At 71.3% G+C, this 24,248-nt stretch carries 18 protein-coding genes; 7 read left to right on the top strand and 11 right to left on the bottom strand.

Annotated features, from left to right (window positions below; translation table 11 throughout):
- Window positions 1–50: 50 nt before the first annotated feature.
- Entirely contained in the window at window positions 51–611 is a 561-nt protein-coding gene (locus CRT23_RS03800; RefSeq protein WP_103708669.1) for a YbhB/YbcL family Raf kinase inhibitor-like protein, read from the top strand.
- Window positions 612–680: 69 nt separating this feature from the next.
- Window positions 681–1,655 carry an NADPH:quinone oxidoreductase family protein gene (locus tag CRT23_RS03795; RefSeq protein ID WP_103708668.1) on the top strand — a complete coding sequence of 325 codons (975 nt, stop codon included), beginning with the start codon at window positions 681–683 and terminating at the stop codon, window positions 1,653–1,655.
- A gap of 78 nt (window positions 1,656–1,733) precedes the next feature.
- Here the strand turns inward: CRT23_RS03795 and CRT23_RS03790 are convergent, their stop codons facing one another.
- The 4 genes from CRT23_RS03790 to CRT23_RS03775 all read right to left on the bottom strand — a co-directional run bounded on the left by CRT23_RS03790 (window position 1,734) and on the right by CRT23_RS03775 (window position 4,804).
- Window positions 1,734–2,747 (bottom strand): adenosine kinase, encoded by a 1,014-nt coding sequence (locus tag CRT23_RS03790; RefSeq protein WP_103708667.1) that lies wholly within the window; start codon window positions 2,745–2,747, stop codon window positions 1,734–1,736.
- Between the two features lie 84 nt (window positions 2,748–2,831).
- Window positions 2,832–3,386, bottom strand: a complete 555-nt coding sequence (locus tag CRT23_RS03785; RefSeq protein WP_103708666.1) for a Uma2 family endonuclease — start codon at window positions 3,384–3,386, stop codon at window positions 2,832–2,834.
- 86 nt (window positions 3,387–3,472) lie between these two features.
- Window positions 3,473–3,799, bottom strand: a complete 327-nt coding sequence (locus tag CRT23_RS03780) for a hypothetical protein (protein ID WP_103708665.1) — start codon at window positions 3,797–3,799, stop codon at window positions 3,473–3,475.
- A 96-nt stretch (window positions 3,800–3,895) separates the two neighbouring features.
- Complete coding sequence (locus CRT23_RS03775) at window positions 3,896–4,804, bottom strand: protein-methionine-sulfoxide reductase heme-binding subunit MsrQ (RefSeq protein WP_103708664.1); 909 nt, start codon at window positions 4,802–4,804, stop codon at window positions 3,896–3,898.
- A 251-nt stretch (window positions 4,805–5,055) separates the two neighbouring features.
- Between CRT23_RS03775 and ligA the strand changes: the two genes are divergently transcribed.
- Both ligA and CRT23_RS03765 read left to right on the top strand, forming a co-directional pair.
- A complete protein-coding gene (gene ligA / locus CRT23_RS03770) occupies window positions 5,056–7,515 on the top strand; it encodes an NAD-dependent DNA ligase LigA (protein ID WP_103708663.1) in 2,460 nt (819 codons plus the stop codon).
- 88 nt (window positions 7,516–7,603) lie between these two features.
- Complete coding sequence (locus CRT23_RS03765; protein WP_103708662.1) at window positions 7,604–8,479, top strand: 3'-5' exonuclease; 876 nt, start codon at window positions 7,604–7,606, stop codon at window positions 8,477–8,479.
- 59 nt (window positions 8,480–8,538) lie between these two features.
- On the opposite strand, the gene CRT23_RS03760 is transcribed toward CRT23_RS03765, so the two are convergent.
- Window positions 8,539–10,743: a 3-hydroxyacyl-CoA dehydrogenase NAD-binding domain-containing protein gene (locus CRT23_RS03760; protein ID WP_103708661.1), complete on the bottom strand. Its 2,205-nt coding sequence runs from the start codon at window positions 10,741–10,743 to the stop codon at window positions 8,539–8,541.
- 119 nt (window positions 10,744–10,862) lie between these two features.
- Between CRT23_RS03760 and CRT23_RS03755 the strand changes: the two genes are divergently transcribed.
- The gene (locus CRT23_RS03755) at window positions 10,863–11,663 is read left to right on the top strand and encodes an EAL domain-containing protein (RefSeq protein ID WP_055955045.1); all 801 of its coding nucleotides are present in this window, start codon (window positions 10,863–10,865) and stop codon (window positions 11,661–11,663) included.
- A gap of 30 nt (window positions 11,664–11,693) precedes the next feature.
- On the opposite strand, the gene CRT23_RS03750 is transcribed toward CRT23_RS03755, so the two are convergent.
- From CRT23_RS03750 to CRT23_RS03740, 3 genes are all read right to left on the bottom strand, one after another.
- A complete protein-coding gene (locus tag CRT23_RS03750; protein WP_103708660.1) occupies window positions 11,694–12,194 on the bottom strand; it encodes a hypothetical protein in 501 nt (166 codons plus the stop codon).
- A gap of 101 nt (window positions 12,195–12,295) precedes the next feature.
- Window positions 12,296–13,504 carry an acetyl-CoA C-acetyltransferase gene (locus CRT23_RS03745; RefSeq protein WP_103708659.1) on the bottom strand — a complete coding sequence of 403 codons (1,209 nt, stop codon included), beginning with the start codon at window positions 13,502–13,504 and terminating at the stop codon, window positions 12,296–12,298.
- An 80-nt stretch (window positions 13,505–13,584) separates the two neighbouring features.
- On the bottom strand, window positions 13,585–15,372 hold the full coding sequence (locus CRT23_RS03740; RefSeq protein ID WP_103708658.1) for an acyl-CoA dehydrogenase C-terminal domain-containing protein: 1,788 nt from the start codon (window positions 15,370–15,372) through the stop codon (window positions 13,585–13,587).
- Between the two features lie 283 nt (window positions 15,373–15,655).
- Between CRT23_RS03740 and CRT23_RS03735 the strand changes: the two genes are divergently transcribed.
- Together CRT23_RS03735 and CRT23_RS03730 are read left to right on the top strand one after the other, a co-directional pair.
- Window positions 15,656–19,072 (top strand): tetratricopeptide repeat protein, encoded by a 3,417-nt coding sequence (locus tag CRT23_RS03735; protein ID WP_103708657.1) that lies wholly within the window; start codon window positions 15,656–15,658, stop codon window positions 19,070–19,072.
- 168 nt (window positions 19,073–19,240) lie between these two features.
- A complete protein-coding gene (locus CRT23_RS03730; RefSeq protein ID WP_055955031.1) occupies window positions 19,241–19,678 on the top strand; it encodes a DUF3429 domain-containing protein in 438 nt (145 codons plus the stop codon).
- A gap of 26 nt (window positions 19,679–19,704) precedes the next feature.
- On the opposite strand, the gene pdeM is transcribed toward CRT23_RS03730, so the two are convergent.
- Genes pdeM through CRT23_RS03715 form a run of 3 tightly spaced genes read right to left on the bottom strand, consistent with a single transcriptional unit; the run spans window position 19,705 to window position 23,952 of the window.
- Window positions 19,705–20,418, bottom strand: coding sequence for a ligase-associated DNA damage response endonuclease PdeM (gene pdeM, locus CRT23_RS03725; RefSeq protein ID WP_055955027.1), 714 nt, complete (start codon window positions 20,416–20,418; stop codon window positions 19,705–19,707).
- A gap of 43 nt (window positions 20,419–20,461) precedes the next feature.
- On the bottom strand, window positions 20,462–22,993 hold the full coding sequence (locus CRT23_RS03720; RefSeq protein ID WP_103708656.1) for a ligase-associated DNA damage response DEXH box helicase: 2,532 nt from the start codon (window positions 22,991–22,993) through the stop codon (window positions 20,462–20,464).
- A complete protein-coding gene (locus CRT23_RS03715; RefSeq protein ID WP_103708655.1) occupies window positions 22,990–23,952 on the bottom strand; it encodes an alpha/beta hydrolase in 963 nt (320 codons plus the stop codon). Before CRT23_RS03715 ends, CRT23_RS03720 begins: the two co-directional genes overlap by 4 nt.
- Window positions 23,953–24,248: the final 296 nt, after the last annotated feature.

Below are 24,248 nucleotides of genomic sequence, written 5' to 3'. Positions count from 1 at the left end.
ACCTTCGGGCACGCCCGCGGTTGGTCGGCGTACCCCGTGGGAGACCGACCTTGCTCGAAAAGATACCGCACGCCGTGGGCGCCGCCTTGTCCGGCCTGAAGGCCGGGCTCGACAAGACCGCCTACCGGACCACCTTCGCCACCGTGCCCGAGAGCCTCGGCCTCACCAGCCTCGCCTTCACGGACGGGACGGCGATGCCGGCGCGCGTCACGGCCGACGGGGCCGGCGCCTCGCCGCCCCTGGCCTGGACCGGATTGCCGCCGGGCACGGCCCGGGTCGTCCTGCTCTGCGAGGATGCCGGCAGCCCGACGCCGAGTCCGCTGGTCCACCTGATCGCCTGGAACCTCGATCCCGGCGCGGCGCTGGCCGAGGGCGCGGCGAGCCAGGCCGAATCGGGGCTCGATCTCGGCAAGAACAGCTTCCTCAAGCCGGGCTGGCTGCCGCCCGATCCACCCACCGGCCACGGCCCGCACGCCTACCTGTTCCAGGTCTACGCCCTCGACCGGGCGCTGGAGCTGCCCGAGCATCCCGGCCGCGGCGCACTCCTGGAGGCGATGGCGGGACGCGTTCTCGCCAAGGGCTGCCTCGTCGGAACCTACGAACGCCCCTGACGCCTTCGGCGCTTGCGCGGACGGCCGCGTCGGTGCAAGCGCCGATGGGACGACCAGGGAGGTTTGGGCATGAAGGCGCTGCTGTGTACCCGTCTCGGGGGACCGGAGGATCTTGAGCTTTCGGATCTGCCGGACCCGGTGGCCGGCCCCGGCGAGGCCGTGGTCCGCATCACCCTGGCGGCGCTCAACTTCTTCGACACCCTGATCATCGCCGGGCGCTACCAGGTGAAGCCCGAGCTGCCGTTCTCGCCCGGCGGCGAGGCCTGCGGCGTCATCGAGGCCTTGGGCAACGGCGCCGAGGGTTTCGCGGTGGGCGATCGGGTCATCGTGCACCAGAAGTACGGCACCTGCTGCGAGCGGATCGCCGTCGCCACCCGGCACCTCACCCCTGTGCCGGCGGGGGTCTCGGACGCGCAGGCCGCCGGACTGACGATCACCTACGGCACCTCCCTCCACGCCCTGCGCGACCGGGCCCGCCTGCAGCCCGGCGAGACCCTCGCGGTGCTCGGGGCCTCCGGCGGCGTCGGGCTCGCGGCGGTGGAACTCGGCGTCATCATGGGGGCCCGGGTCATCGCCTGCGCCTCCTCACCCGACAAGCTGGCGACGGCGCGGGCCCATGGCGCCACGATGACGGTGGACTACGCCGCGGAGAACCTGCGCGAGGTCCTGCGCACGCTGACCGAGGGCACGGGCGTCGACGTCATCTACGACCCGATCGGCGGCGACTATGCCGAGCCGGCCCTGCGGTCCCTCGGCTGGAAGGGCCGCTACCTCGTCATCGGCTTCGCGGCCGGCGACATCCCGCGCATTCCGCTGAACCTGGCGCTCCTCAAGGGGATCGACATCCAGGGTGTCCACTGGGGCGTCTTCGTCGAGCGCGAGCCGGACGCGCACCGGGCCAACCAGGCGCAGCTTCTCGCCTGGGTGGCGGAGGGGCGCCTCACCGCGAAGGTGCACGGCGTCTACCCGCTCGCCGCGTACGAAGCCGCGCTCGGCATCCTTAAGCGGCGCGAAGCCGTCGGCAAGGTGCTGCTGGGGTTGTGAGCGCCGGTCCGGGCATGCGACGGAGCCCGGGCTTCTCCGGACTCCGCGCTCTGCACCGTCTTCGCGCCGTCGCCGGCCTCAGAGCAGGCCCTGCGCCTTGGCGAGGGTGACGAGGTCGTGCTGGGGCCGGGCGCCGATGTGCTGGATCACCTCGGCGGCGGCGAGCGCTCCGAGGCGGGCGCTGTCGCGGTGGTCCAGGCCGCGGGCATGGCCGGCCAGGAAGCCCGCCGCGAACAGGTCGCCCGCGCCCGTGGTGTCGACGAGTTCATGGACCGGCGAGGCGGGCACCGACTGCACGGCGCCCCCCTGGATCACCAGGGCACCGTCCGCCGAGCGGGTGACGAGGCCGAGAAGATCCCGGCCGCGGGCCGCGCTCTCCTCGCGCAGAGCGCGGACCGCGACCTCGGGATCGTCGGTCTCGTAGAGGCTCTGCAACTCGCCGATATTCGCGAACAGGATGTCGATGCTGCCGTCGCGGATCAGGCCCAGGAACTCCTCCCGGTAGCGCCCGACGCAGAAGGCGTCCGACAGGGTCAGGGCGGCGGCGTTGCCGGCGTTGTGGGCGATGGTCACGGCCTTGCGGAATGCATCCTTGGCGGCCGGCGGGTCCCAGAGGTAGCCCTCGAGATAGACCACGCGCGCAGCGGCCACGGTGGCCTCGTCGACATCGGCCGGCGACAGGCCCTGGCAGGCGCCCAGGTAGGTGTTCATGGTGCGCTCGCCATCCGGCGTCACCAGGATGAAGCAGCGGGCGGTGGCCGGCCCGTCGGTGGCGGCGGCGACGGGGAAGCGGACGCCGGTGGCCTTGAGATCGTGGGCGAAGAGGCCGCCGAGCTCATCGTCGCGGACCTTGCCGACGAAGCCGGTCTTGGCGCCCAGCATCGCCGCACCCACCGCCGTGTTGGCGCCTGAGCCGCCCGACACGATGGTGGCCGGACCCATGGCGGCGAAGAGCGACTCGGCCCGCGCCTCGTCGATCAGCTGCATTGCGCCCTTCGGCACGCCCTGCGCCGCGAGGAAGTCCTCCTCGGTTCGGGCGATGAGGTCGACGATGGCATTGCCGAGAACGAGGAGGTCGAGGGATTCGGGCATCGGGCCGTCCAGTCTGGCGGTGAGCGGAAACTGCGCCGGGCTGTGGCACCGCCCCTGGCAGGGGTCAAGCGACGGCCGCCGACCTCAGGGCTCTGTCAGGCAGGCGGAGACGTCCAGCCTGAAGCCCGGAGGCGTCAGGTCGATGGTTCCGCCTGCCGCGATGCGGGTCTCGATCAGTCCGTCGGCCCCGCGCTTGTGGTGGATCATCATGCGCTTGACCGGATCGACGATGAGGTAGTGCATCAGGCTCGACACGCGGAAATATCCGACGAGCTTCTGGCCCGTATCGATCCGCCCGGTGCTCGGCGACAGCACCTCGACCACGATGACGGGCGCAGGCGCCGCGATGGCATCGTCATCGAGGCGCGGACCGCTAGAGACCAGGGCGTCCGGCTCGAAGCTCGTCGCGTCGTCGATTCGAACCGTCACGCCGTCCGGCAGCATGTGGCAGGGCAGCCCGGCCTCCCGGATGCCGCCCCGCAAGGCCAGCTGCACGGCGAATTTCGCCTCCGCGTGACGCACGCGCTGTGGCGCCATCGCGAAGACCTCGCCGTCGAACAGCTCGAACCGATCCGGCTGGTGCTCGGCCCAGGCCAGGAACTCCTCGACGCTCATGCGGGCTTTGGGCTGAATGCTCATCGACGGGGACCCGGCCCGACCTCGCTGGCCGAGCGCGTCGCTGAGCGTAACACGCGTCTGGCGTTCGCCGAAGGCACCGCGCGTCCCTATTGCAGCGTCTTCACCTCGCACTGGGCGTAGTCGCTGCTCGCCTTCACGTAGGCGTTCAGCGCCTTGACGTAGGCCTCGGCCAGGGGACGGAACGCGGCGGCCTTCTCGTTATAGGCCTTGATCGCGTCGTTGTAGCTGTAGGCTTCCCAGCCGGGACAGCCGCCCTTGGCATCGAGGCAGGCGGGCTTCACCGGGGCGGGGGGCTTGGCCGGACGGGACGTCGTCGGGGGCGGCTCAGGCAGGGTGCAGGCGGCGCGCGCTCCGTTCACCGACACCAGGGTGCCGAGGCCGAGGGCCGCAGCCCGCAAGATCCGTATCCGCATGCGGGCTTTCCCCCCTCCGTGACGACACCCGCTTCATGCGCGTGCCGTTGATCCGGAGCAAGACCGCTGATCCGGAGCAAGCCCGCGCGCCGGAGGTCAGCGGGCGGCCACGGCCTCCCGCGCCGGCGCGGGGCGGGGCGCCGGTGCAGGCTTCGGCTTGCCGCGCCCGCTCTTGTCCATCCGCGCCCGAACCGCATTGAGGATCGGCACCGCGAGGCCGAGGGCCAGCACCCACCAGGCCGGGCGAATGGTGTCCGGGACGTCGAGATTGGCCGACAGGACGAGGCTCGCCGGAATGCCGCTCGCGACGCCGTACCAGGCCGCTTCCAGCAGTGCGGTCACGAGGGTGGCCACCACCGCGAGGCCGACCAGGGTCAGCGGGTTGCTCGGCCAGCCGAGGCGCTGCATGGCGCGGTGACCCATCAGGAGCAGGAAGGCCCCGGTCCAGAACACCGGGTCGGACACGTCGATCTTGGCCTGCAGGTAGTAGTGGATCAGGCCCAGGATCGCGATGACGTAGACGGTCTTGTGCAGGCGCGGCCAGGCCTTGCCCAACCGGCGGATCATCCCGTCCGTGGAGGTGACGCCGAGCACCACGAGGCCGAGCAGCGCCACGAAACCGATGGTCAGGTAGATCCGCGATACGATCTCGCTGACGACCTTGGTCAGCACGAAGTTCTGGTCGACGACGTAGAGCATCAGGTGGATCAGCCCGTAGGCGAGCACCGTCAGGCCGAGCATGCGCCGCACCAGGATGAGCTTCGGCGCGTGCGCGATGCGGCGCAGGGGCGTCACCGCCAGCGACAGCATCAGGAAGCGCACCGCCCACTCGCCGGTGCCGTGCAGCAGCGCCGTGATGGGCTTCGCCCCAAGGGCGTCGGCCGCGTAGGCCCCGGCGAGCCACAGGCCGGGGGCCAGGGCGAGCAGGAAGGTCGCGAGCTTCAGGCCGGAGACGCGTCCGGCGCGGTCGCGCCAGGGCGCGGAGAAGGCGGGCAGGGCTGGCATGGCGATCCGGGATCGTTGGACGGTTGCGTCGAAAGATAGGGGCCGGGGCGGATCCGTGAGGCGGCGCGGGGTCGCAGCCGGCTTCGCGGAGGCGCCGGAGCCTCGGGGTGTGGGGATGTATTCGCTTGGGCCGCGTGCGGGTTACACAGCTGTGCAGAGCTCCGGGCGGTCCGGAACCTTGGCCGGTGCCGCAACGGTTGTCGATTGCTATAAGCCGACGCCGCGCCCGCCCCCGATCACGAAGCCCCTCCATGCCCGCAGACAGCCCCGCCGACAGCCTCGAGACGATGACCGCCGAGACGGCGCGGACCGAGCACGCGGACCTCTCCGAACGGATCGCCGAGGCCGACCGGCTCTATCACCAGGAGGACGCGCCCGAGATCACGGATGCGGCGTACGACGCCCTGCGCCGGCGCCTGGAGCAGATCGAGGCGCGGTTTCCGGATCTGGCCGGAACGGGGGCTGCCAGCGTCTCGGTGGGTGCCAAGCCGTCCGAGAAGTTCGCCAAGGTGCGCCACGCGGTGCCGATGCTGTCCCTCGGCAACGCCTTCGCGGACGAGGAGGTGGCGGAGTTCGTGGCCCGGGTCCGGCGCTTTCTGAACTGGCCCGAGACCGAGCCCCTGGCCTTCACCGCCGAACCGAAGATCGACGGGCTTTCCCTTGCCCTGCGCTACGAGGACGGGCGCCTGGTCACGGCGGCGACCCGCGGCGACGGCGAGGTCGGTGAGGACGTCACGGCCAATGCCCGCACGGTCTCCGATATCCCGCAGCGGCTCGCCGGGACGGACGTGCCGCCGGTCTGCGAGGTCCGCGGCGAGGTCTACCTCAGCCACGCGGATTTCGCCGCGATCAACGCGCGTCAGGAGGCGGCCGGCAAGGCCCTGTTCGCCAATCCCCGCAACGCGGCGGCGGGCTCCCTGCGCCAGCTCGACCCCGAGATCACCCGCGCGCGGCCGCTCAAGTTCTTCGCCTATGCCTGGGGCGAGGTGGTGCCGGCCTTCGAGGGCACCCAGCACGGGGTGCTGGAGCGGTTCCGCGCCTGGGGTCTCCCGGTCAACGACCGCACCCGGCTCTGCGCCGACGCGGAGGCGATGATCGCGCATTACCGGAGCATCGAGGCGGAGCGCGCCGACCTCGGCTACGACATCGACGGCGTCGTCTACAAGGTCGACGACCTGACCCTGCAGCGCCGCCTCGGCTTCGTCTCGCGCTCGCCGCGCTGGGCCCTCGCCCACAAGTTCGCCGCCCAGAAAGCGCTGACGGTGGTCGAGGACATCGAGATCAACGTCGGACGCACCGGCTCCCTGAACCCGCTGGCCAAGCTTCGTCCGGTCACGGTGGGCGGCGTCGTGGTCTCGAACGCCACCCTGCACAACGAGGGCTACGTCCAGGGCGTCGGGGCCGACGGCGAGCCGATCCGCGACGGGCGCGACATCCGGATCGGCGACACGGTCGTGGTCCAGCGGGCCGGCGACGTGATCCCGAAGGTCATGGACGTGGTGCTGGAGAAGCGCCCGGCCGAGGCGAAGCCCTACGCCTTTCCGACCCACTGCCCCGCCTGCGGCAGTCGGGCGGTGCGCGAGATCAACCCGCGCACGGGCAAGCCCGACGCCGTGCGCCGCTGCACCGGCGGCCTGATCTGCCCGGCCCAGGGGGTGGAGCGCCTGAAGCACTTCGTCTCGCGCAACGGCTTCGACCTCGAGGGCTTCGGCCAGACCTATATCGAGGTCCTGTTCGAGGCCGGTCTGGTGCGCCAGCCCGCCGACCTGTTCCGTCTCGAATTCGTGCCCCTGAAGGCCGCCATCGTGGCGCGGCGCGAGGCGCTGTCCGCGGAGCGCCGGGCCGAGGGCACCCCCGCACCGAAGAAGCCGACCAAGAAGAAGGGCGAGGAGGAGGACAAGGCGATCAAGAATCTCCTCGCCTCGGTGGAGGATCGCCGCAGCCTGCCCCTGAACCGCTTCCTCTTCGCCCTCGGCATTCCGGAGATCGGCGAATCCACCGCCAAGGCCCTGGCCAAGCGCTTCCCCGACATGCCCGCCCTCATGACGGGCGTCGCCGCCGCGGCGGGCGACCAGGCCGGGGCGGACTGGATCGAACTCTCCGCCGTGTCCCGCATCGGCCCGACCACCCGCGACCGCCTGCTGGAGCTGGGCTATCCCCGCGCGTCCGGCGAGCCCGAGGCCGGCGAGGACGAGGAGGCGGAGATCCAGCCCCAGGGGCGGGTCCGCCTGTCGGCGCCCCAGCGCGCCAGCCTCCTCGGCCATTACGGCGACGACGACGCCATCGTGGCGGCCCTCGCGCGGGCGGCCGAGCAGCGCCCCGGCGATGCCTACCGCCACTTCGCCGATGACGGCGAGATCGGCCCTGTCGCGACCGACTCGCTGATCGCCTTCTTCGCCGAGCCCCACAACGACGCCGCGGTCCGGGCCCTGCTCGCCGAGGTGAAGACCGAGCCGATGGCGGCCCCGGCCTCCGCCACGGCCTTCGCCGGCAAGACGGTGGTGTTCACCGGCAGCCTCGAACAGATGACCCGGTCCGAGGCCAAGGCCACCGCCGAGCGCCTGGGCGCCAAGGTCTCGGGTTCGGTTTCGGCCAAGACCGACCTCGTGGTGGCGGGGCCGGGCGCGGGCTCCAAGCTGAAGGACGCTCAGAAGCACGGCGTCGAGGTCATCAGCGAGGCGGCATGGCTGGCGCTCGTCGCCAGCGCTTGAGCCGGGAATCGCGGGGGCCTAAACTCGTCCTTCTGCACCTGCAGGAGCTTGGCCGCGTCCGGCCGGGACAGGGCCCCGCCATTCTCGCATGACCGTCATCGCCCTCGACTTCGAGACCGCCAACGAGCGGCGCGACAGCGCCTGTGCCGTCGGCCTCGCCTGGATCGCCGGCGGCCGGGTGGTGCGGCGGGAAACCCGGCTGATCCGTCCGCCGGAGCTGCGCTTCTCGCCGGGCAATATCCGGGTCCACGGCATCCTCCCGGCGGACGTGCGCGGCGAGCCGGATTTCCCCACCGTGATGGCGGAGTTTCTGCCCGACCTCGCCTCCGGGCTGATCCTCGCGCACAATGCCGGCTTCGACCTCGGCGTGCTGCGGGCGTCCCTGGCCGCGCACGGGCACCGGCCCCCGGCCTTCTCGTACCTCTGCACCCTGCAGATCGCCCGGCGGGTGTTTCCGGCGGAGGAGGGCTGCGGCCTCGGCAAGGTGGCGGCGCGCCTCGGGATCCCCTTCGAGCACCACGATGCGGGCGAGGACGCCTATGCCTGCGCGGAGATCGCCCTCGCGGCGGTGCGGGAGACCGGTGCGCCGGACGTGCCCGCCCTGTCGCGGGCCCTCCACCTGCCGATCACCACGGTGCCGGCGGGGCCCGATCTCGCCATGCCTCCGCGCAGCCGTCCGGGCTTCCTCACGGAGCGGGCCCGCCTCGCCGCGGGCGCACGGCCGGCATCCGCAGCGGGCCTGCACTTCGCGGTGCGCGGCAGCAGCGGCAACCGCTACGCCGTGACCCTGGAGGATCGCACCAGCGGGCCGCACCTGCGCTGCACCTGCATGGCCGGCCGCTACGGCACCCGCTGCCGCCACGTGAAGGCGCTGCTGGCCGGCGACATCACCGACCTGCTGTCGAGCAACCACGACGACGTCGAGGCGCTGCGGATCCGGATGACGGCCGCGTCGGTGGGGTGAGGCGACCGCCTCACCCGCCGTGAGGTCCGCCCGGCGTCGCGCCGGGCGGGACCGTCGCCTCAGGCCGCCTGCTTGACCGCTGCGTCGCCGTAGAACGTGCCGCCGCGGGCCGCCATGTCCAGGAGGTTCTGCGGCACGGCGAAGCGCGGCCCGTGCTTGGCTTCCAGGCCCTGCGCCAGCGTCACGAACGCCTGGGCGCCCATGAAGTCGATGTAGGACAGGGCGCCACCGGTGAAGGGGGCGAAACCGAAGCCCAGGATCGAGCCGACATCGGCCTCGCGCGGGTCGGTGACGACGCCCTCGCCGACGGTACGGGCCGCTTCGAGGGCCTGTACCACGAGGAGGCGCTGCTTCAGCTCGTTGAAGTCCACCGCGTCGGGGTCGACCTTGGTCGCCTGAAGCCCGGAGAGGCCCGGCCACAGGCACTTGGGCGCACCCTCGGGGTAGTCGTAGAAGCCCTTCTTGTTCTTGCGGCCGAGCCGGCCCTCGCCCTCCACGAGGGTGCTGAGCAGGGCCTTCTGGGCCGGATCGATGCTGTCGGCCCCGAGCTGCGCCTCCGTCGCCTTGACGATCTTCAGGGCGAGGTCGACCGCCACCTCGTCGGTCAGCGAGAGCGGGCCGACCGGCATGCCCGCCTGGCGGCCGGCATTCTCGATCATCGCCGCGGGGATGCCCTCGTTGAGCATCTTGTGGCCCTCGAGCAGGTAGGCGCCGACGCAGCGGTTGGCGAAGAACCCGCGCGCGTCGTTGACGACGATCGGGGTCTTCTTGATCGTCCGGACGTAGTCCAGGGCGGTGGCGAGGGCGGCGTCGCCGGTCTGGTCGCCCTTGATGATCTCGACGAGCATCATCTTCTCCACCGGCGAGAAGAAGTGGATACCGACGAACTGCTCCGGCCGGGCCGAGGTCTTGGCGAGGCCGGTGATCGGCAGGGTGGAGGTGTTGGAGGCGAAGATCGTCTCCGGCCGGATCACGGCCTCGACCTTGGCGATGACCTCGGCCTTGACCTTCGGGTCCTCGAACACCGCCTCGATGACGAGGTCGCAGGTGGCGAGGTCGGCGTAGTCGGCGCTCGCGCTGATGCGGGCCAGGAGGGCGTCGCGATCGCTGGTCTTCGCCCGGCCCTTGTTGATCTGGTCGGTGACGAGCTTGTGGGCGTAGGCCTTGCCCTTCTCGGCCGCCTCGACCGACTGGTCGACGAGGACGACCTCCATGCCGGCATTGGCGGTGACGTAGGCGACGCCCGCCCCCATGAAGCCGGCGCCGACGACGCCGACCCGCTGGACCCGGGTGGCCGGCACGTCCTTCGGGCGGCGCGCGCCCTTGTTCAGCTCGCCCATGGAGAGGAACAGCGTCCGGATCATCGCCGCCGCCTCCTTGGTGCGCAGGATGTGGGCGAAGTACCGGCTCTCGACGCGCAGGGCCTGATCCATCGGCAGCTGCAGGCCCTCGTAGACGGAGGCCAGGATCGCCTTGGCGGCCGGGTAGTTGTCGTGCGTCTCGCGCCGGTAGATGGCGTTGGCCGGCGGCCAGATCATCATTCCGGCAGGCGAGTAGACCTTGCCGGAGGGTGCCTTGAACTTCGGCTGGTCCCAGGGCGCGACGGCCGATCCACCGGCGGCGATCCAGGCCTTGGCCTTGGCCACGATCTCGTCCTTGGCCGCGACCTCGTGGGCGAGGCCCATGTTCCGGGCCATCAGCGGCCGGATCTGCTCGCCCTTGAACAGCATCTGCAAGGCGTCGCCGGTCTGCATCAGGCGCGCGACGCGCTGGGTGCCGCCGCCGCCGGGAAACAGGCCGACCTTGATCTCGGGCAGGCCGACGCGGGTCTTCGGATCGTCCGAGAGCACCCGGTAGTGGCAGGACAGGGCGAGTTCGAAGGCGCCGCCGAGGCAGATGCCGTTCACCGCCGCCGCGAAGGGCTTGCCGCAGGTCTCGAGCTTGCGGAAGACGAGGCTGAGCTTGCGCGACTCCTCGAAGAAGTGGCGCATCGCCTCCTCCTCGCCGCGCTCGGCCTTCAGGGTCTCGAAGGCGCGACCGAGGCCCTGGAGCATCGTCAGGTCGGCGCCGCCCGAGAAGTTGTCCTTGCCCGAGACGATGACGCAGCCCTTGATCGAGGGGTCCGCGACCACGGCGTCCACCACCTGGCTCAGTTCGTCCATCACCGCGTCGGTGAAGACGTTCATGGAGCGGCCGGGCATGTCCCAGGTCGCCAATGCGATTCCGTCGGCGTCGATTTCGAATCGGAAGTTTGTAGGATTCATGACGGATCCTCGAATATGCGGCGGGTGGGCGGCTTCGGCGGGTCTGCTTAAGCCTATGTCAAAACTTGCGTAGGCATCTCGAATGGCCGGGGGGCACTTTTCCGCGACAGGACACGACCATGACCGCACGGACCGGCTGCCAGGGCTGCCGCGATGGAGCCGAGCTCGACTTCAATTTTACCATGGCGTTCCAGCCGATCCTCGACCTCCCGGCCAACCGGGTCTGGGGCTACGAGGCGCTCGTCCGCGGCCCGGCGGGCGAGTCCGCGGCTTCCATTCTCGGCCGCGTGACGCCCGAGACGGTCTACCGGTTCGACCAGGCGGCGCGGGTCAAGGCGATCGAGCTCGCGGGCCAGCTGTTTCCCACCGACGACGCGACCCGTCTGTCGATCAATTTCATGCCGAACGCCGTCTATGAACCGGCCGCCTGCATCCGCTCGTCCCTGGAGGCGGCCCGCAAGGCGGGGTTCGCCCACGACCGGATCATGTTCGAGTTCACCGAGAACGAGAAGTTCCGCGACACCGCCCACGTCTCGCGCATCGTCAGCGAGTATCGTCGCCAGGGCTTCCTCACCGCCCTGGACGATTTCGGCGCCGGCTTCGCCGGCCTGAGCCTGCTGGCGAACTTCCAGCCCGACCTCCTCAAGATCGACATGGACCTGCTGCGCGGCATCGACACCGACCAGCGCCGTCAGATCATCGTGGCGGGCATCATCGGCATCGCCCGCTCCCTGGACATCGCGGTGATCGCCGAGGGCGTCGAGACGGCATCCGAACTCGACACCCTGCGCAGCCTCGGCGCGAGCCTCTTCCAGGGCTACCACTTCGCCAAGCCCCACCTGGAGGCGCTGCCCCCGGTCCGCGGCTTCCCGGTGGCCGGCTCTCCGGCGGGCGAGGTCTCCCGCGCGCATGTGGCTTGAGCCGGCCATCGGGTTCTCCGCCGGTCCGCCTCAGCGTGCCGGCATCGGCATCGGCGCACCGGGAGCCCCGGGCGCCCCGTTGGCCACGGAATCCCCGGCCGAGGCGATCGCCAGCATGTTCAGGAGCTTGGTCACCGAGGCCTGCGAGATCGTGGAGACGGTCGAGGCCGGGTCGGCATTGACCGCCTGGAACTTCTGGTAGGTCTTGTCGCCGTAGATTTCGCTGAGGTGCTTCAGCTCGTCGAGGCTGAACTTCTCGGCATAGGCCTTCGACAGGCCGTCGAGCATCGTCTCGCGCTGCTTGTCGAACTCGGCGCGGATTTCCTTGCGCACGGCCTCGGCCTTGTCTTCCTTCATCGGCGCCACGGTCTTCTCGAGGGCACCCGTGAAGCCGACCTCCAGGTTCTTGATCGTGGTCTTCTGCACCAGGTCCTTGGCGACGGCGATGCGCTCGGCGGCATCGTCGGCGCGGGCGGCCATCGGCAGGCAGAGGGCCGTGGTCAGGCAGAGGGTGGCGAGCAGGCGCATCATCGTGGCGTGTCCTCAGAGGTTCTTGTTGTGCGCCCGGCGCCGGGCGGCGGCGGGCGCCGCCCTCTACCCCACTTGCGCGGGGTTTGGGAGGCGGCGCAGGCTCACACCCGCTCGATGATGGTGGCGGTGCCCATGCCGGCGCCGATGCACAGGGTCACCAGGGCGCGCTCCTTGCCGGTGCGCTCCAGCTCGTCGAGCACCGTGCCGAGGATCATCGCGCCCGTCGCGCCGAGGGGATGGCCCATGGCGATGGCGCCGCCGCAGACGTTGATCTTGGCCGGGTCCACGTCGAAGGCCTGCTGGAAGCGCAGCACCACCGCGGCGAAGGCTTCGTTGACCTCGAACAGGTCGATGTCCGACAGGCTCATGCCGGCCCGCGCCAGGACCTTCTTCGTCACGTCCACCGGGCCGGTGAGCATGAGGGCCGGGTCCGAGCCGATATTGGCGAAGGCGCGGATGCGGGCGCGGGGCTTGAGGCCCGCGGCGTTGCCGGCCTCGGCCGAGCCGATCAGCACCGCGGCCGCGCCGTCGACGATGCCCGACGAGTTGCCCGCGTGGTGGACGTGGTTGACGGTCTCGACGTCCGGGTGGGCGTCGATCGCCACGGCGTCGAAGCCGCCCATCTGGCCCATCTGGACGAAGGAGGCCTTGAGCTGGCCGAGGGACTGCATGTCCGTGGATGGCCGCATGTGCTCGTCGCTGGCCAGGAGCGTGATGCCGTTGATGTCGCGCACCGGCACGACCGCGTTGGCGAAGCGGCCCTCGGCCCAGGAGGCGGCCGAGCGCTTCTGCGACTCGACCGCGTAGGCGTCGCAATCGTCGCGGCTGAAGCCGTATTTCGAGGCGATGAGGTCGGCCGAGACGCCCTGGGGCATGAAGTACGACTTGATCGCGATGGCGGGATCCACCGGCCAGGCGCCGCCGGAGGCACCGAGGCCGACGCGGCTCATGGACTCGACGCCGCCGCCCACCGTCAGGTCGTGCTGTCCGGCCATCACCTGCGCGGCGGCGAAGTTCACCGCGTCGAGGCCCGAGGCGCAGAAGCGGTTGATCTGGACGCCCGGCACGTGCGTGCCGTAATCGGCCACCAGGGCCGCGGCACGGGCGATGTCGCCGCCGGCCTCGCCCACCGGATCGACGCAGCCGAGCACCACGTCGTCGACGCGGCGCGTGTCGAGGTCGTTGCGCTCCTTGAGGGCGCGGAGGGCCACCTCGGCGAGGCGCAGGGCGGTCACCTCGTGCAGCGCGCCATCGGGCTTGCCGCGGCCCCGCGGGGTGCGGACATGGTCGTAGATGAAGGCCTCGGGCATGCGTGTCCTCGTTCTCTTGACCCTGCCGGCGCGGGCATCACCCCGCCGCGGGAGGGGCGGGGCGCAACGGTCGCGATGGTCTAAAACGCCTCGGGGCCGAGCGCCATCGTCGTCTCGGCGCCGGCCTTGATCCGGACCAGCCGGGTCGCGGTCTCGGGCAGGAGGCGCTCCATGTAGAAGCGGCCCACCACCAGCTTGGCGGCCATCGCCTCCGACGCGGCTTCGGCCTGGCGGGCCAGGGCGGCCTTGGCGATGCGCGCCCACATGTAGCCCATGGCCACGAGGCCGAGCAGGTGCATGTAGTCGGTGGCACCGGCGCCCGCGTTGTCGGGCTTCGTGAAGGCGTTCTGCATGAACCACATGGTGGCGCCCTGCAGGTCGTTCAGGCCGACCTGGAGGGGGGCGACGAAGGGCTTCATCGCCTCGTCCTCGCCGTGGTCCTTGATGAAGGTCTGCACCTCGCCGAGGAAGCTCATCATCGCCCGGCCGCCATCCTTGGGCAGCTTGCGCCCGATGAGGTCCATGGCCTGGATGCCGTTGGCGCCCTCGTAGATCATCGCGATGCGGGCATCGCGCACGAACTGCGACATGCCCCATTCCTCGATGTAGCCGTGGCCGCCGAACATCTGCTGGGCCTCGACCGCGTTGGCGAAGCCCCGGTCGGTCAGCACGCCTTTCACCACCGGGGTCATCAGGCCCATGTGGTCCTCGGCACTCTGCCGTTCGCTCGCATCGTCGGAGCGGTGGCCGATATCGGCCTGGAGCGCGGTCCAGAGCACGAGGGCGCGGGCGGCCTCGTTGAAGGCGCGGATGCCCATCAGGGTTCTGCGCACGTCGGGATGGACGATGATCGGGTCCGCGGCCTTCTCGGGCGCCTGGGCGCCGGTGAGGGCGCGGCCCTGGAGCCGGTCCTTCGCGTAGGCGACGGCGTTCTGATAGGCGACCTCGGACTGTCCGAGACCCTGGACGCCGACCGCGAGCCGGGCCTCGTTCATCATCACGAACATCGCGTTGAGGCCGCGATTCTCCTGGCCGACGAGCCAGCCCTGGGCCCCGTCATAGTTCATGACGCAGGTCGAATTGCCGTGGATGCCCATCTTGTGCTCGAGGGAGCCGCAGGAGACGGGGTTGCGTGCGCCGAGCGAGCCGTCGCCATTCACGAGGAACTTCGGCACCACGAACAGCGAGATGCCCTTGGTGCCGGCCGGCGCACCCTCGATGCGGGCGATGACGAGGTGGATGATGTTCTCGGCGAGGTCGTGCTCGCCGGCCGAGATGAAGATCTTGGTGCCGGTCAGGCTGTAGGAGCCGTCGCCGTTGGGCACCGCCTTGGTCTTGAGGAGGCCGAGATCCGTGCCGCAATGGGGCTCGGTCAGGTTCATGGTGCCGGTCCAGGCGCCTTCCACCATCTTCGGCAGGTAGAGCGCCTTCTGCGCCTCGGAGCCGTGCACCAGGAGGGCCGCCATCGCGCCCTGGGTCAGGCCGGGATACATGCCGAGCGCGAGGTTGGCCCCGGAGGCGAATTCCTGGATCGCGGTGTTGAGGGTGTGCGGCAGGGCCTGCCCGCCATATTCCTCCGGCATCGACAGGCCCATCCAGCCGCCGCCCGCATAGGCGTCGTAGGCGGCCTTGAAGCCCTTCGGGGTCGTGACGCTGCCGTCGGGGTGGCGGGTGCAGCCCTCGCGGTCGCCGATGGAATTGAGCGGCGCGAGCACCGTTTCGGCGAGCTTGGCACCCTCGTTGAGCACCGCCTCCATCACGTCGGGGGCGGCGTCCGAGAAGCCGCGCAGGTTGTCGTAGCGGTGGAACCCGAGCACGTCGTTCAGCAGGAACAGGACGTCCTCGACCGGTGCCTTGTAGCTTGGCATCGCGCATCATCTCCCGGAAACGGCTGCGTTCCTGGACGGTCTTCCGGCCGCCGGCGCACCTGATGGTTCACATATAAACTATTTTGCGGCGGGCGAAAGGGGGTCCCGCGGGGTGCGGGGAGACTCGGTCATTTGCCACCAATCGGCCAAGCCTTAACCGACTGTTTACCAAGACTACCAAATGTCGGGGAGGACGGATCTGCCGTTAACCCCTCCCTCGCTTTCGCGTGGCCGGGGAGCGCTCGCGGATCGAACCATGGACTTCGCCGGGTCAGGTTTGACGATGACACGCAACGCGACGCTCGACCTCGAAGGCTTCGATCCCGACGTTCTCGAAGCGGCGCGGGATGTCGCCCGCCGCGCCGGGATTCCGGTCGAGACCTGGATCGCCTCCATCGTCGATCCTCAGACGCTCGCGGACAAGCCTGCCCCCGAATCACGCGGCGTGCAGCCGGCGCCGGTCGCAGCGACCGGGACGCCCGCGGGCGCCGCCGCACCGGCACCGCTCGAAGTTCGTCCTTCGGCGAGCGCCGGGCCCACCGGGCCGACCGGCAAGAACGCGGCCCTCACCGAGATGATGCGTCGCCTGGACGGCATCGACCAGCGCATCGGCGCGGAGGCGCCCGCCGCGCCCGCGCCTGCCGCGTCCGGGCCCGTGCCGTCGGCGCCCTTCGCCCCGCAGGCTGAGGCCGCCAGCCCGCCGCCCTCCGAGATGGCGCAGCGCCTCGCGGATATCGAGCGTCGGATGACGGAGATCGGCGAGCAACTGGCCGCGCCCCGTCCCCTGGGCCGCCGCGGCCGGCCAGTCGTCACCGAGATCCGCAACGCGGTCACGGAGATCCGCCAGCGCCAGCGCGAGCTGGCCGGCGCTTCCGCTGCACCCGTGCAGGCCCCCGCCCCGGCCCTCGACGCCGCCCCGGTCCTAAACGCCGCCCCGGCCCCGAACGCGGACTCGGTCCTGGCCGCCCCCGTCATCGCCGAGCTCCAGAGCGAGACGGTCCGGCTGCGCGAATCGATCGGCAGCCTCGCCAGCGGCCGCGACGTCGGCGCGCTGGAAAAGGCGATGCAGACCCTCGCGGACGGTGTCGAGAAGGCGAGGGCGCCCGGCGACCTCGCCGCGATCGCAGCCCCCATCGAGGCGATCCGCGCGCAGGTCGAGCGCCTGGCCGAGGACGTCGCCGACAACGTTCACGCGCGCGTCGCCGCCGATGTCGAGCGCCTCGCCGCCAAGATGAACGGGACGCTCCAGGGCGCGTCCTCCGGCATCGCCGATCAGGATGTGGTGGCCGGACTGTTCCGGGAACTCGACGAGATCCGCCGCCTGATCGGCGCTCTCGCCGGACCCGAGCGGATCCAGAGCCTCGCCAACGGCCTCCAGGCCATCAGCACCCAGATCTCGCAGCTCCAGGCCGGCATGCCCGGGGAGACTGCCAGCATGGCGGAGCTCCGCCCTCTGCTGGAGGAGATCCGGATCGGCCTGCGCTCCAGCGCGGATGCCGGTATCGGCGAGCAGATCCAGGAGATGGGCGCCAAGCTCGATGCCCTGCGCGGCGCCGGGCCGATGGCCGCCCACCAGGATTCGGACGTCATCCTGCACCGGATCGATGCCCTGTCGGAGAAGGTCGACCGGGTCAGCATCAATCCCGTCGGCGACCTGATCGGACGCCTCGAAGACATCGGCGCGACCCTGCGCCGGCCGGCCTTGCCCGACGAGAACCTCGCCTCGATCCACGGCATGCTGCACGAGCTGACCGTCAAGCTCGATCGCATCGGCACGGGCGAAGGCCCGCGCGACGAGGGTCTCGACGCCTTGGAGCAGCAGGTCCTGGCGCTGGCCGAGCGCATTGACACCCGCGACGCCGATCCGGCCCTGGCCGGACTCGAGCGCACCATGACCGACCTCCTCGACCAGGTCTCGGCCCTGCGGGCCGAGGCGCCGATGGAGGCGGCCGTCGAGCGCGCCGCCCGCAATGCGGTCGCGGAGACCATGGGGGCGGCCGCGGAAACCGGCGAAGTCGCCCTGCTGCGGGCCAGCCTCGCGGACCTGCGCGCGCACCAGGTCGCCTCCGAGCAGCGGATGCAATCGACGCTGACCGGGGTCTACGCCGCCCTGGAGCGCCTGGTCGGCCGGATCGGCACCCCGGACACCGACGCCGCCCTCCTGGGCAGCGCCCGCAGCCCGCGCGACATGTCCGCGAAGGATATCCTGGCCCGGGAGATGCTGGCGCGGGATCTGGCGTCGCGGGACATGACCAAGGAGTCCGTCCGTGAGCCGGGCGCCGAGCAGGCCGCCGGTGGTGCCCCGTCGCGCCGGCCGGACGCCGTCCGGATCGAACGCCCCTTGGTCTCGGGCCCCGATCTCCCGCTGGAGCCGGGCGCCGGACGCCCGAGCCGCGAGCGCCCGGCGAGCCGGATCGAGCCGAGCGAGGCCGCGGGTGCGGCCGACAGCGACATCAAGACCAGCTTCATCGCCGCCGCCCGCCGTGCCGCGCAGGCCGCGCAGGCGGAGGCTGCCGGGCAGGCCGAGGCACAGGATGGCGAGGGAGCCCGCAACGGGTCCGACGCCGCCCGCCGCGACGGTCGCCTCGCCCGCTTCCGCGAGGGCATCGACCGCCGCCGCAAGCCGCTCCTCCTCGGCCTCGCCGCGGTGGTGCTCCTGCTCGGCGCCCTCCAGGCCGTGACGGCCCGCCGGACCCCGGACATCGCCGCATCGGGGACCGAGCCGGTCGCCTCGCTCGCGGCGCCCGCCGGGGCCGCAACGCCGGAGGCCGGCCTCATGGCCGAGGCGTCCGCCAAGCCGCAGGATTCGAAGACCCAGGATTCGAAGGCTCAGGACGCGAAAGCGCAGGATGCGAAGGGCGGGACGCCCACGGTGTCCGATCCGCAGACCACACAGAGTCTCGCCGAGAGCGCGCCCGCCAAGGGCACGGCGCCCGCCGTGGCTGCCCGGTCCCCGGTGCCGCACGTGGCGACGATGGCCGGCCTCACCGCGGACCTCGCGGCCGTGCCGCCGAACCTAGTGAAGCTGCGCCAGGCAGCCCTCGCCGGCGACGGCGCCGCCGCCTACGACCTGGGCATGCGGGCGGCCGAAGGCCGCGGCATGACGCGCGACCCGGCCCTCGCCGTGAAGGTGTTCGAGCAGATCGCGGCCAGCGGCTTCGCGCCGGCGCAGTACAAGCTCGGAAGCCTGTACGAGAAGGGCGTCGGCGTGACCCGCGACCTGGCGCAGGCGAAACTCTGGTACGGCCGCGCTGCCGAACTCGGCAATGTCCGCGCGATGCACAACCTCGCGGTGATCTACGCCGAGAACCCGGCGGCCGGCGGCAAGCCCGACTTCGCCACCGCCTCCCTCTGGTTCAAGCGCGCGGCCGAGTTCGGCGTGCGTGACAGCCAGTACAACCTCGCGGTGCTCTACGCCCGGGGGATGGGCGTGCAGCAGGATCTGGGACAGTCCCTCCTGTGGTTCTCGGCCGCCGCCGCGCAGGGCGACGAGGACGCCGCCAAGAAGCGCGACGACGTGGCCTCGAAGCTCGACGCGAAAGCCCTGAGCGCCGCGCGGGCGCAGGTGACGGGCTTCAAGCCCAAGGTCCCGGAGCCGGCGGCCAACGAGATTCCGGCCCCGTTGCCCACCGAGAACACGATGAGCCTGCTCGGTGCGGCGCCGCCCTCCGGCAACGTTCCGCCGGCCCGGCGGATCTGAGCGGCAGCGCGGGGCGCGGGGGATGCGGGCTTCTGACGCCGTTCCGCTGTGCGCCGAACCTCGGTTCCCGGCGTTGTCGAAGCGGTGATCCCCGGACCATAGTGGCCGGGTGACCCATTCCGAAGCGCAGGTTGCCGCCGTCAGGCAACCCGGACAAGTGGAGAGCCGATGGCGCGCGTGACGACGGTTCCACCGGCTGCCCTGATCCTGGGGATCGCCGGGCTGATTCCGTTCCTGGGCTTCGCCCTGCTCGCCTATAGCGGCTCCGATGGCGGCCTAGGCACCATCGGCCTCAGTCCCCGCCTGATGCTCTCGACTTACGGTGCCGTGATCGCGTCGTTCCTGGGCGGCATCCGCTGGGGCGCGGCAGCCGCGCGCAACTCGGGCGGCGCGGATTACGCCATCGCGATCCTGCCGTCGTTGATCGCCTGGGCGGCCCTCGCCGCGCCGATGCCCTGGGACCTGCGCATCCTCGGCATTCTCGTGCTCGCCTGGGGCCTCGTCGATCAGGACCTGCCGCGCCGCGGCCTCGTCCCGCTCTGGCTCGGCCGTCTGCGCCTGGCCCTGTCGGGCGTCGCCGGGGCCTCGCTGCTCATCGCGGCCTGAGCCCCGGGTCCTGAGCCCCGCGCGCCTCAGTCCTTGCTCAGCATCGCCTTGCCGATGGCGAAGACCCGGCCGTCACCGAGAAGGTGCGCCGTGAAGCCGGCCGGAAACAGCGGCTCGAAGGCGGCGTTGCGGACGTTGAGCCCGCCCGCATAGGCACCGAAGGCCGGCATGATCAGGCGGCGCCCGTCGGTGACGAAGCAGCGTCGGCGCACGGCACGCCCGCGCATCGCGACCTTGCCGCAGGGATGCAGGTGGCCCGAGACCTCGCCCTCCGGGGCATCGACGGTCGGCTCGTGCCGCAGGGTCAGGGCGCCCACCGTCAGCGTCTCCGCGTAGCGGCCGCCGACGCCCTCGCTGACCGCATGGTCGTGGTTGCCGGCGATCCAGACCCAGTCGCGGCCCTCCTGAAGGGCCGCCACCATGGCGCGGTCGCCCGGCTCCATGCGCTCCGGCCCCCGGGAATCGTGGAAGGAATCGCCCAGCGCGACGACGCAGGCCGGGTCGAGGCGCACGATCACCTCGTGCAGGCAGGCCAGGGTCTCGCGGGTGTCGTAGGGCGGCAGGAACTGCCCGGACCGGGCGGCGAAGGCCGAGCCCTTCTCCAGGTGGAGGTCGGACACCACCAGGGTGCGGTGCTGCGCGAGCCAGAGGCCGCCGCAGAGGTCGAGGGCGAGGGCTTCGCCGGCGAGGGTCAGGCCGGGGGCCCGGATGGTCTTCTCAAGTCTCTGGCCGAGCGCCAAAACCGCATCCTCTGCGTTCGGGGCAGGGCGTTTCACCACGCGTTCAGGCCAGCGCTTCTTCGAGCAGCTGTGCCTCGGCTTCCGCCAGAATCTCGTCGGCGCCCTCGCCGTAGACCCGTTCACGCCCGATCTCGAGCATGACGGAGACGGAGAGCGGCGAGACGCGATCGAGCGCCTTGTGGATGATTCGCCCCTGGATGCGCCTCAACATCATACCGAGGCGCTTCACGTCGAGGAGTCCGGTTGCCGCATCCTGCCGCGCCGCCCTGAGCAGCAGGTGGTCCGGCTGGTGCTTGCGCAGCACGTCGTAGACCAGATCGGTGGAGATGGTGACCTGCCGGCCGGTCTTGGCTTGGCCCGGATAACGCCGCTCGATCAGCCCGGCGATCACGGCGCATTGCCGGAAGGTGCGCTTCATCATGGCGGATTCATCGAGCCAGGCCTCGAGGTCGTCCCCGAGCATGTCCTCGGCGAACAGGGCTTCGAGGAAGTCCGGCTCCCGACCGATCTGTTCGCCGACATCGCGGTTGAGCCAGATGGCGATGCCGTAATCGTTGGCGGCAAAGCCCAGGGGCCGCATCCGCGCCCGTTCCAGCCGGCGGGTGAGCAGCATGCCGAGGGTCTGGTGCGCCAGTCGCCCCTCGAAGGGGAAGGCGGTGAGGTAGTAGCGCCCGGCGCGGGGGAAGGTCTCCACCAGCAGTCCCGTGGGACCGGGCAGGACCGAGCGGGTCCGCTGCTGGAGGAGGTAATCCGAGACCTGGCGGGGCAGCCGGTCCCACTCGAACGGATCGGCGATCAGGGCGCGGACCCGGGCGGCCAGGAAGGTCGAGATCGGGAACTTCGCACCCGCGTAGGACGGGATCGCCGGGTCGGTGCCCGGCCCCGCACGGGTCGCCAGGGCCTCGTCCTCCGACAGGCCCTCGAAGCGCAGGACCTCGCCGGCGAACAGGAAGGTGTCGCCCGGGGTCAGGGTGTCGGCGAAATCCTCCTCGATCTCGCCCAGCACGCGGCCGCCCTTGGGCAGGATCGCGCCCGGCTTGCCGCGCACGCCGCGGGCGAGCCTGACCTTCACCTTGGCGGATTCGACGATGGTGCCGACGTTCATCCGGTATTGCTGGGCGATGCGGGCATCGCGCACCCGCCAGAGGCCGTCCGGCCCGCGCAGGATCTTGGCGAAGCGTTCGTAGGCCCGCAGGGCGTAGCCGCCGGTGGCGACGTAATCGACCACCGCCTCGAAATCCTCCCAGGACAGGGTGGCGTAGGGGGCGGCCGAGACGATCTCCTCGTAGAGCTGCACCGCGTCGAAGGCGTCGGCGCAGGCCATGCCAAGGACGTGCTGGGCCAGGACGTCGGGGGCGCCGAGGCGGGCGTCGGGCGTGTCCTGCGCGGCGGCCTCCACGGCGTCGAGGGCCGCTTGGCACTCGAGCATCTCGAACCGGTTGGCCGGGACGAGATAGGCCTTCGACGGCTCGTCCATGCGGTGGTTGGCGCGCCCGATGCGCTGCATGATCCGACTCGCCCCCTTGGGAGCGCCGATATTGACCACGAGGTCGACGTCGCCCCAGTCGATGCCGAGGTCGAGGGTGGCGGTGCAGACGATCGCCCGAAGCTGGCCCGCCGCCATGGCGGCCTCGACCCGTCGGCGCTGGGTGGCGTCGAGCGAGCCGTGATGCAGGGCGATGGGATAGTTGGCGTCGTTGATGCGCCAGAGTTCCTGAAAGGTGTACTCGGCCTGGAGCCGGGTGTTCACGAACACCAGCACGGTCCGGTGCTGCCCGATCAGATCGTAGATCGCCGGCATCGCCTGCCACGCGGTATGCCCGGCCAGCGGCAGGGTGAGGCCGGTCTCCAGCATGTGGAGGTCCGGCGCGGCGCCGCCCTTCACCACCACGAGCTCAGCCATGGCCGGGCCGCCCTCCGCCTCTTCGGGGGGCGAGGGGATGTGCTGCGGCACCAGGTATCGCCGCAACTCGTCCGGCTCGCGAACGGTGGCGGAGAGGCCGATCGCCGTGAGCCCGGGACTGAGGCGGTGCAGGCGCGCGAGCGCGAGGGACAGCAGGTCGCCGCGCTTCGAGGTGACGAGGGCGTGCAGCTCGTCGAGGACGACGCAGGACAGGCCGGCGAACAGGTCCGCCGCCTCGCGGTGGGCGATGAGTAGGGCGAGCTGCTCCGGCGTGGTCAGCAGGATGTCGGGCGGTCGCGCGATCTGCCGGGTGCGCTTGTGCGAGGGCGTGTCGCCGGTGCGGGTCTCGACGCGGACGGCCAGCCCCATCTCGGCGATGGGTGCCTCGAGGTTGCGGGCGATGTCGACGGCCAACGCTTTGAGCGGCGAGACGTAGAGCGTGTGCAGGCCCCGCGGCTTCGCCGAGGCCGGCCGCGCCGCCAGGGCCGTCAGGCTCGGCAGGAAGCCCGCCAGGGTCTTGCCCGCGCCCGTCGGCGCCACGAGGAGGGCCGAGCGGCCGCGCCCGACGATGTCGAGGAGGTCGAGCTGGTGGGGCCGGGGCGCCCAGCCCCGCGCGGCGAACCACGCGGCGAAGCGCTCCGGCAGCAGGGATGCGGCCGCGCGCTTGCTCAGGCCAGGGCCATCAGGAAGCGGTCGATCAGCTCCAGCGCCCGCTCGGTCATCGCCCCGGGATAGCGCACGAAGATGTGGCAGCCGCCCGGATAGATCGCCGTGTGCCCGCCATTGCCGGCGGCCGCCCAGCGGGCCGACATGTAGAGCGTGTCGTCGAGGAGCGGATCGTGGGTGCCCACGGTGAACAGCGCCGGCGGCAGGCCCTTCAGGTCGGCATAGACCGGGGAGACGTCGGGCCGGCGGCGGTCGATGCCCTCGCGGACGTAGACGTTGGCGAAGTTGGTCAGGTCCTGGGTGTTCACCACCAGGCGCTCGTCACCCCAGTTGCGCACGCTCGGGGTGAGGCCGAGGTCGAAGAAGCCGGCATTCAGGTTGGCCCCCCGGAAGGCGCGGGGCAGGCCGTGCCGGTCGCGCAGCCGCAGGAGCACCATCACGGCGAGCTGCGCCCCGGCGGATTCGCCCCCGATGGTGAGGGCGGAGATGCCGAACTCGGCGCGGCCGGGACCGGCGAGCCAGAGGGCGGCGGCCTCGCAATCCTCGAGGGCCGCCGGGTAGGGATGCTCGGGCGCGAGGCGATATTCCACCGACAGGCAGACGAAGCCGCAGATGTCGGCGATGCGCTCCAGCCAGGGGTCCTGCTCGTCGGCGGAGCCCCAGACCCAGCCACCGCGATGGATGTGCAGGTAGGCGCCGCGCAGCTTCGTCCATTTGCGGGCGTCGGGGCGGATGACGCGCAGCTGCAGGGGGCCGGCGGGCCCGTCGATGGTCAGGATCTCGGCCCGGGCGCTGCGCGGCATGGCCGGCGAGGCCTGCGTGCCCTGGCGCCGGCGGGCCCGGACCTCGGTCATGGGGATCGCCCACGGATCGGTCAGCGCGGCATGCGCGGCCACGATCTCGGCGTTCAGGCGCTGGGTCTCGGGATCGATCATCGCCGGATCGAACAGGGCGTGGTCGATCATGGAGCGGTTCGTTTCATGGACGGGTCAGTCTGCGGGGCGAGAGGCGGTCGGGGACGACGCAGATCGCATCCTAAGATGGGACCGTGCACGCGACGGTGCCATCCGTCCTCCCTGCGAAAACGCGTTACGCTCTCGCATGTGTCGTGTTTCGTGCAAACTGTGTCGCCCGCGTCACGGTTCCGCCGGGTTCCCCGGGTTGAGAGGCGGCACCGCACGGCCCCAGGGTACGGCCCCAAGGCACGGCACCGAGAATCCGCGGCAAGAATCCGCAGCAAGATTCGGCCGCAAGAATCTGC

This window comes from Methylobacterium sp. V23, from assembly GCF_002917135.1.
Lineage (GTDB): Bacteria > Pseudomonadota > Alphaproteobacteria > Rhizobiales > Beijerinckiaceae > Methylobacterium.
The sequence above is the reverse complement of the archived record's forward strand: the minus strand, read 5'-3'. Positions and strand labels throughout refer to the sequence as shown.

What these genes read in the sequence shown, in the direction of transcription:
- CRT23_RS03795 (WP_103708668.1), top strand. Translation starts at nt 681, where the DNA reads ATGAAGGCGCTGCTGTGTACCCGTCTCGGGGGACCGGAGGATCTTGAG.
- CRT23_RS03790 (WP_103708667.1), bottom strand. Translation starts at nt 2,747, where the DNA reads ATGCCCGAATCCCTCGACCTCCTCGTTCTCGGCAATGCCATCGTCGAC.
- CRT23_RS03785 (WP_103708666.1), bottom strand. Translation starts at nt 3,386, where the DNA reads ATGAGCATTCAGCCCAAAGCCCGCATGAGCGTCGAGGAGTTCCTGGCC.
- CRT23_RS03780 (WP_103708665.1), bottom strand. Translation starts at nt 3,799, where the DNA reads ATGCGGATACGGATCTTGCGGGCTGCGGCCCTCGGCCTCGGCACCCTG.
- CRT23_RS03775 (WP_103708664.1), bottom strand. Translation starts at nt 4,804, where the DNA reads ATGCCAGCCCTGCCCGCCTTCTCCGCGCCCTGGCGCGACCGCGCCGGA.
- ligA (WP_103708663.1), top strand. Translation starts at nt 5,056, where the DNA reads ATGCCCGCAGACAGCCCCGCCGACAGCCTCGAGACGATGACCGCCGAG.
- CRT23_RS03765 (WP_103708662.1), top strand. Translation starts at nt 7,604, where the DNA reads ATGACCGTCATCGCCCTCGACTTCGAGACCGCCAACGAGCGGCGCGAC.
- CRT23_RS03760 (WP_103708661.1), bottom strand. Translation starts at nt 10,743, where the DNA reads ATGAATCCTACAAACTTCCGATTCGAAATCGACGCCGACGGAATCGCA.
- CRT23_RS03755 (WP_055955045.1), top strand. Translation starts at nt 10,863, where the DNA reads ATGACCGCACGGACCGGCTGCCAGGGCTGCCGCGATGGAGCCGAGCTC.
- CRT23_RS03750 (WP_103708660.1), bottom strand. Translation starts at nt 12,194, where the DNA reads ATGATGCGCCTGCTCGCCACCCTCTGCCTGACCACGGCCCTCTGCCTG.
- CRT23_RS03745 (WP_103708659.1), bottom strand. Translation starts at nt 13,504, where the DNA reads ATGCCCGAGGCCTTCATCTACGACCATGTCCGCACCCCGCGGGGCCGC.
- CRT23_RS03740 (WP_103708658.1), bottom strand. Translation starts at nt 15,372, where the DNA reads ATGCCAAGCTACAAGGCACCGGTCGAGGACGTCCTGTTCCTGCTGAAC.
- CRT23_RS03735 (WP_103708657.1), top strand. Translation starts at nt 15,656, where the DNA reads ATGACACGCAACGCGACGCTCGACCTCGAAGGCTTCGATCCCGACGTT.
- CRT23_RS03730 (WP_055955031.1), top strand. Translation starts at nt 19,241, where the DNA reads ATGGCGCGCGTGACGACGGTTCCACCGGCTGCCCTGATCCTGGGGATC.
- CRT23_RS03715 (WP_103708655.1), bottom strand. Translation starts at nt 23,952, where the DNA reads ATGATCGACCACGCCCTGTTCGATCCGGCGATGATCGATCCCGAGACC.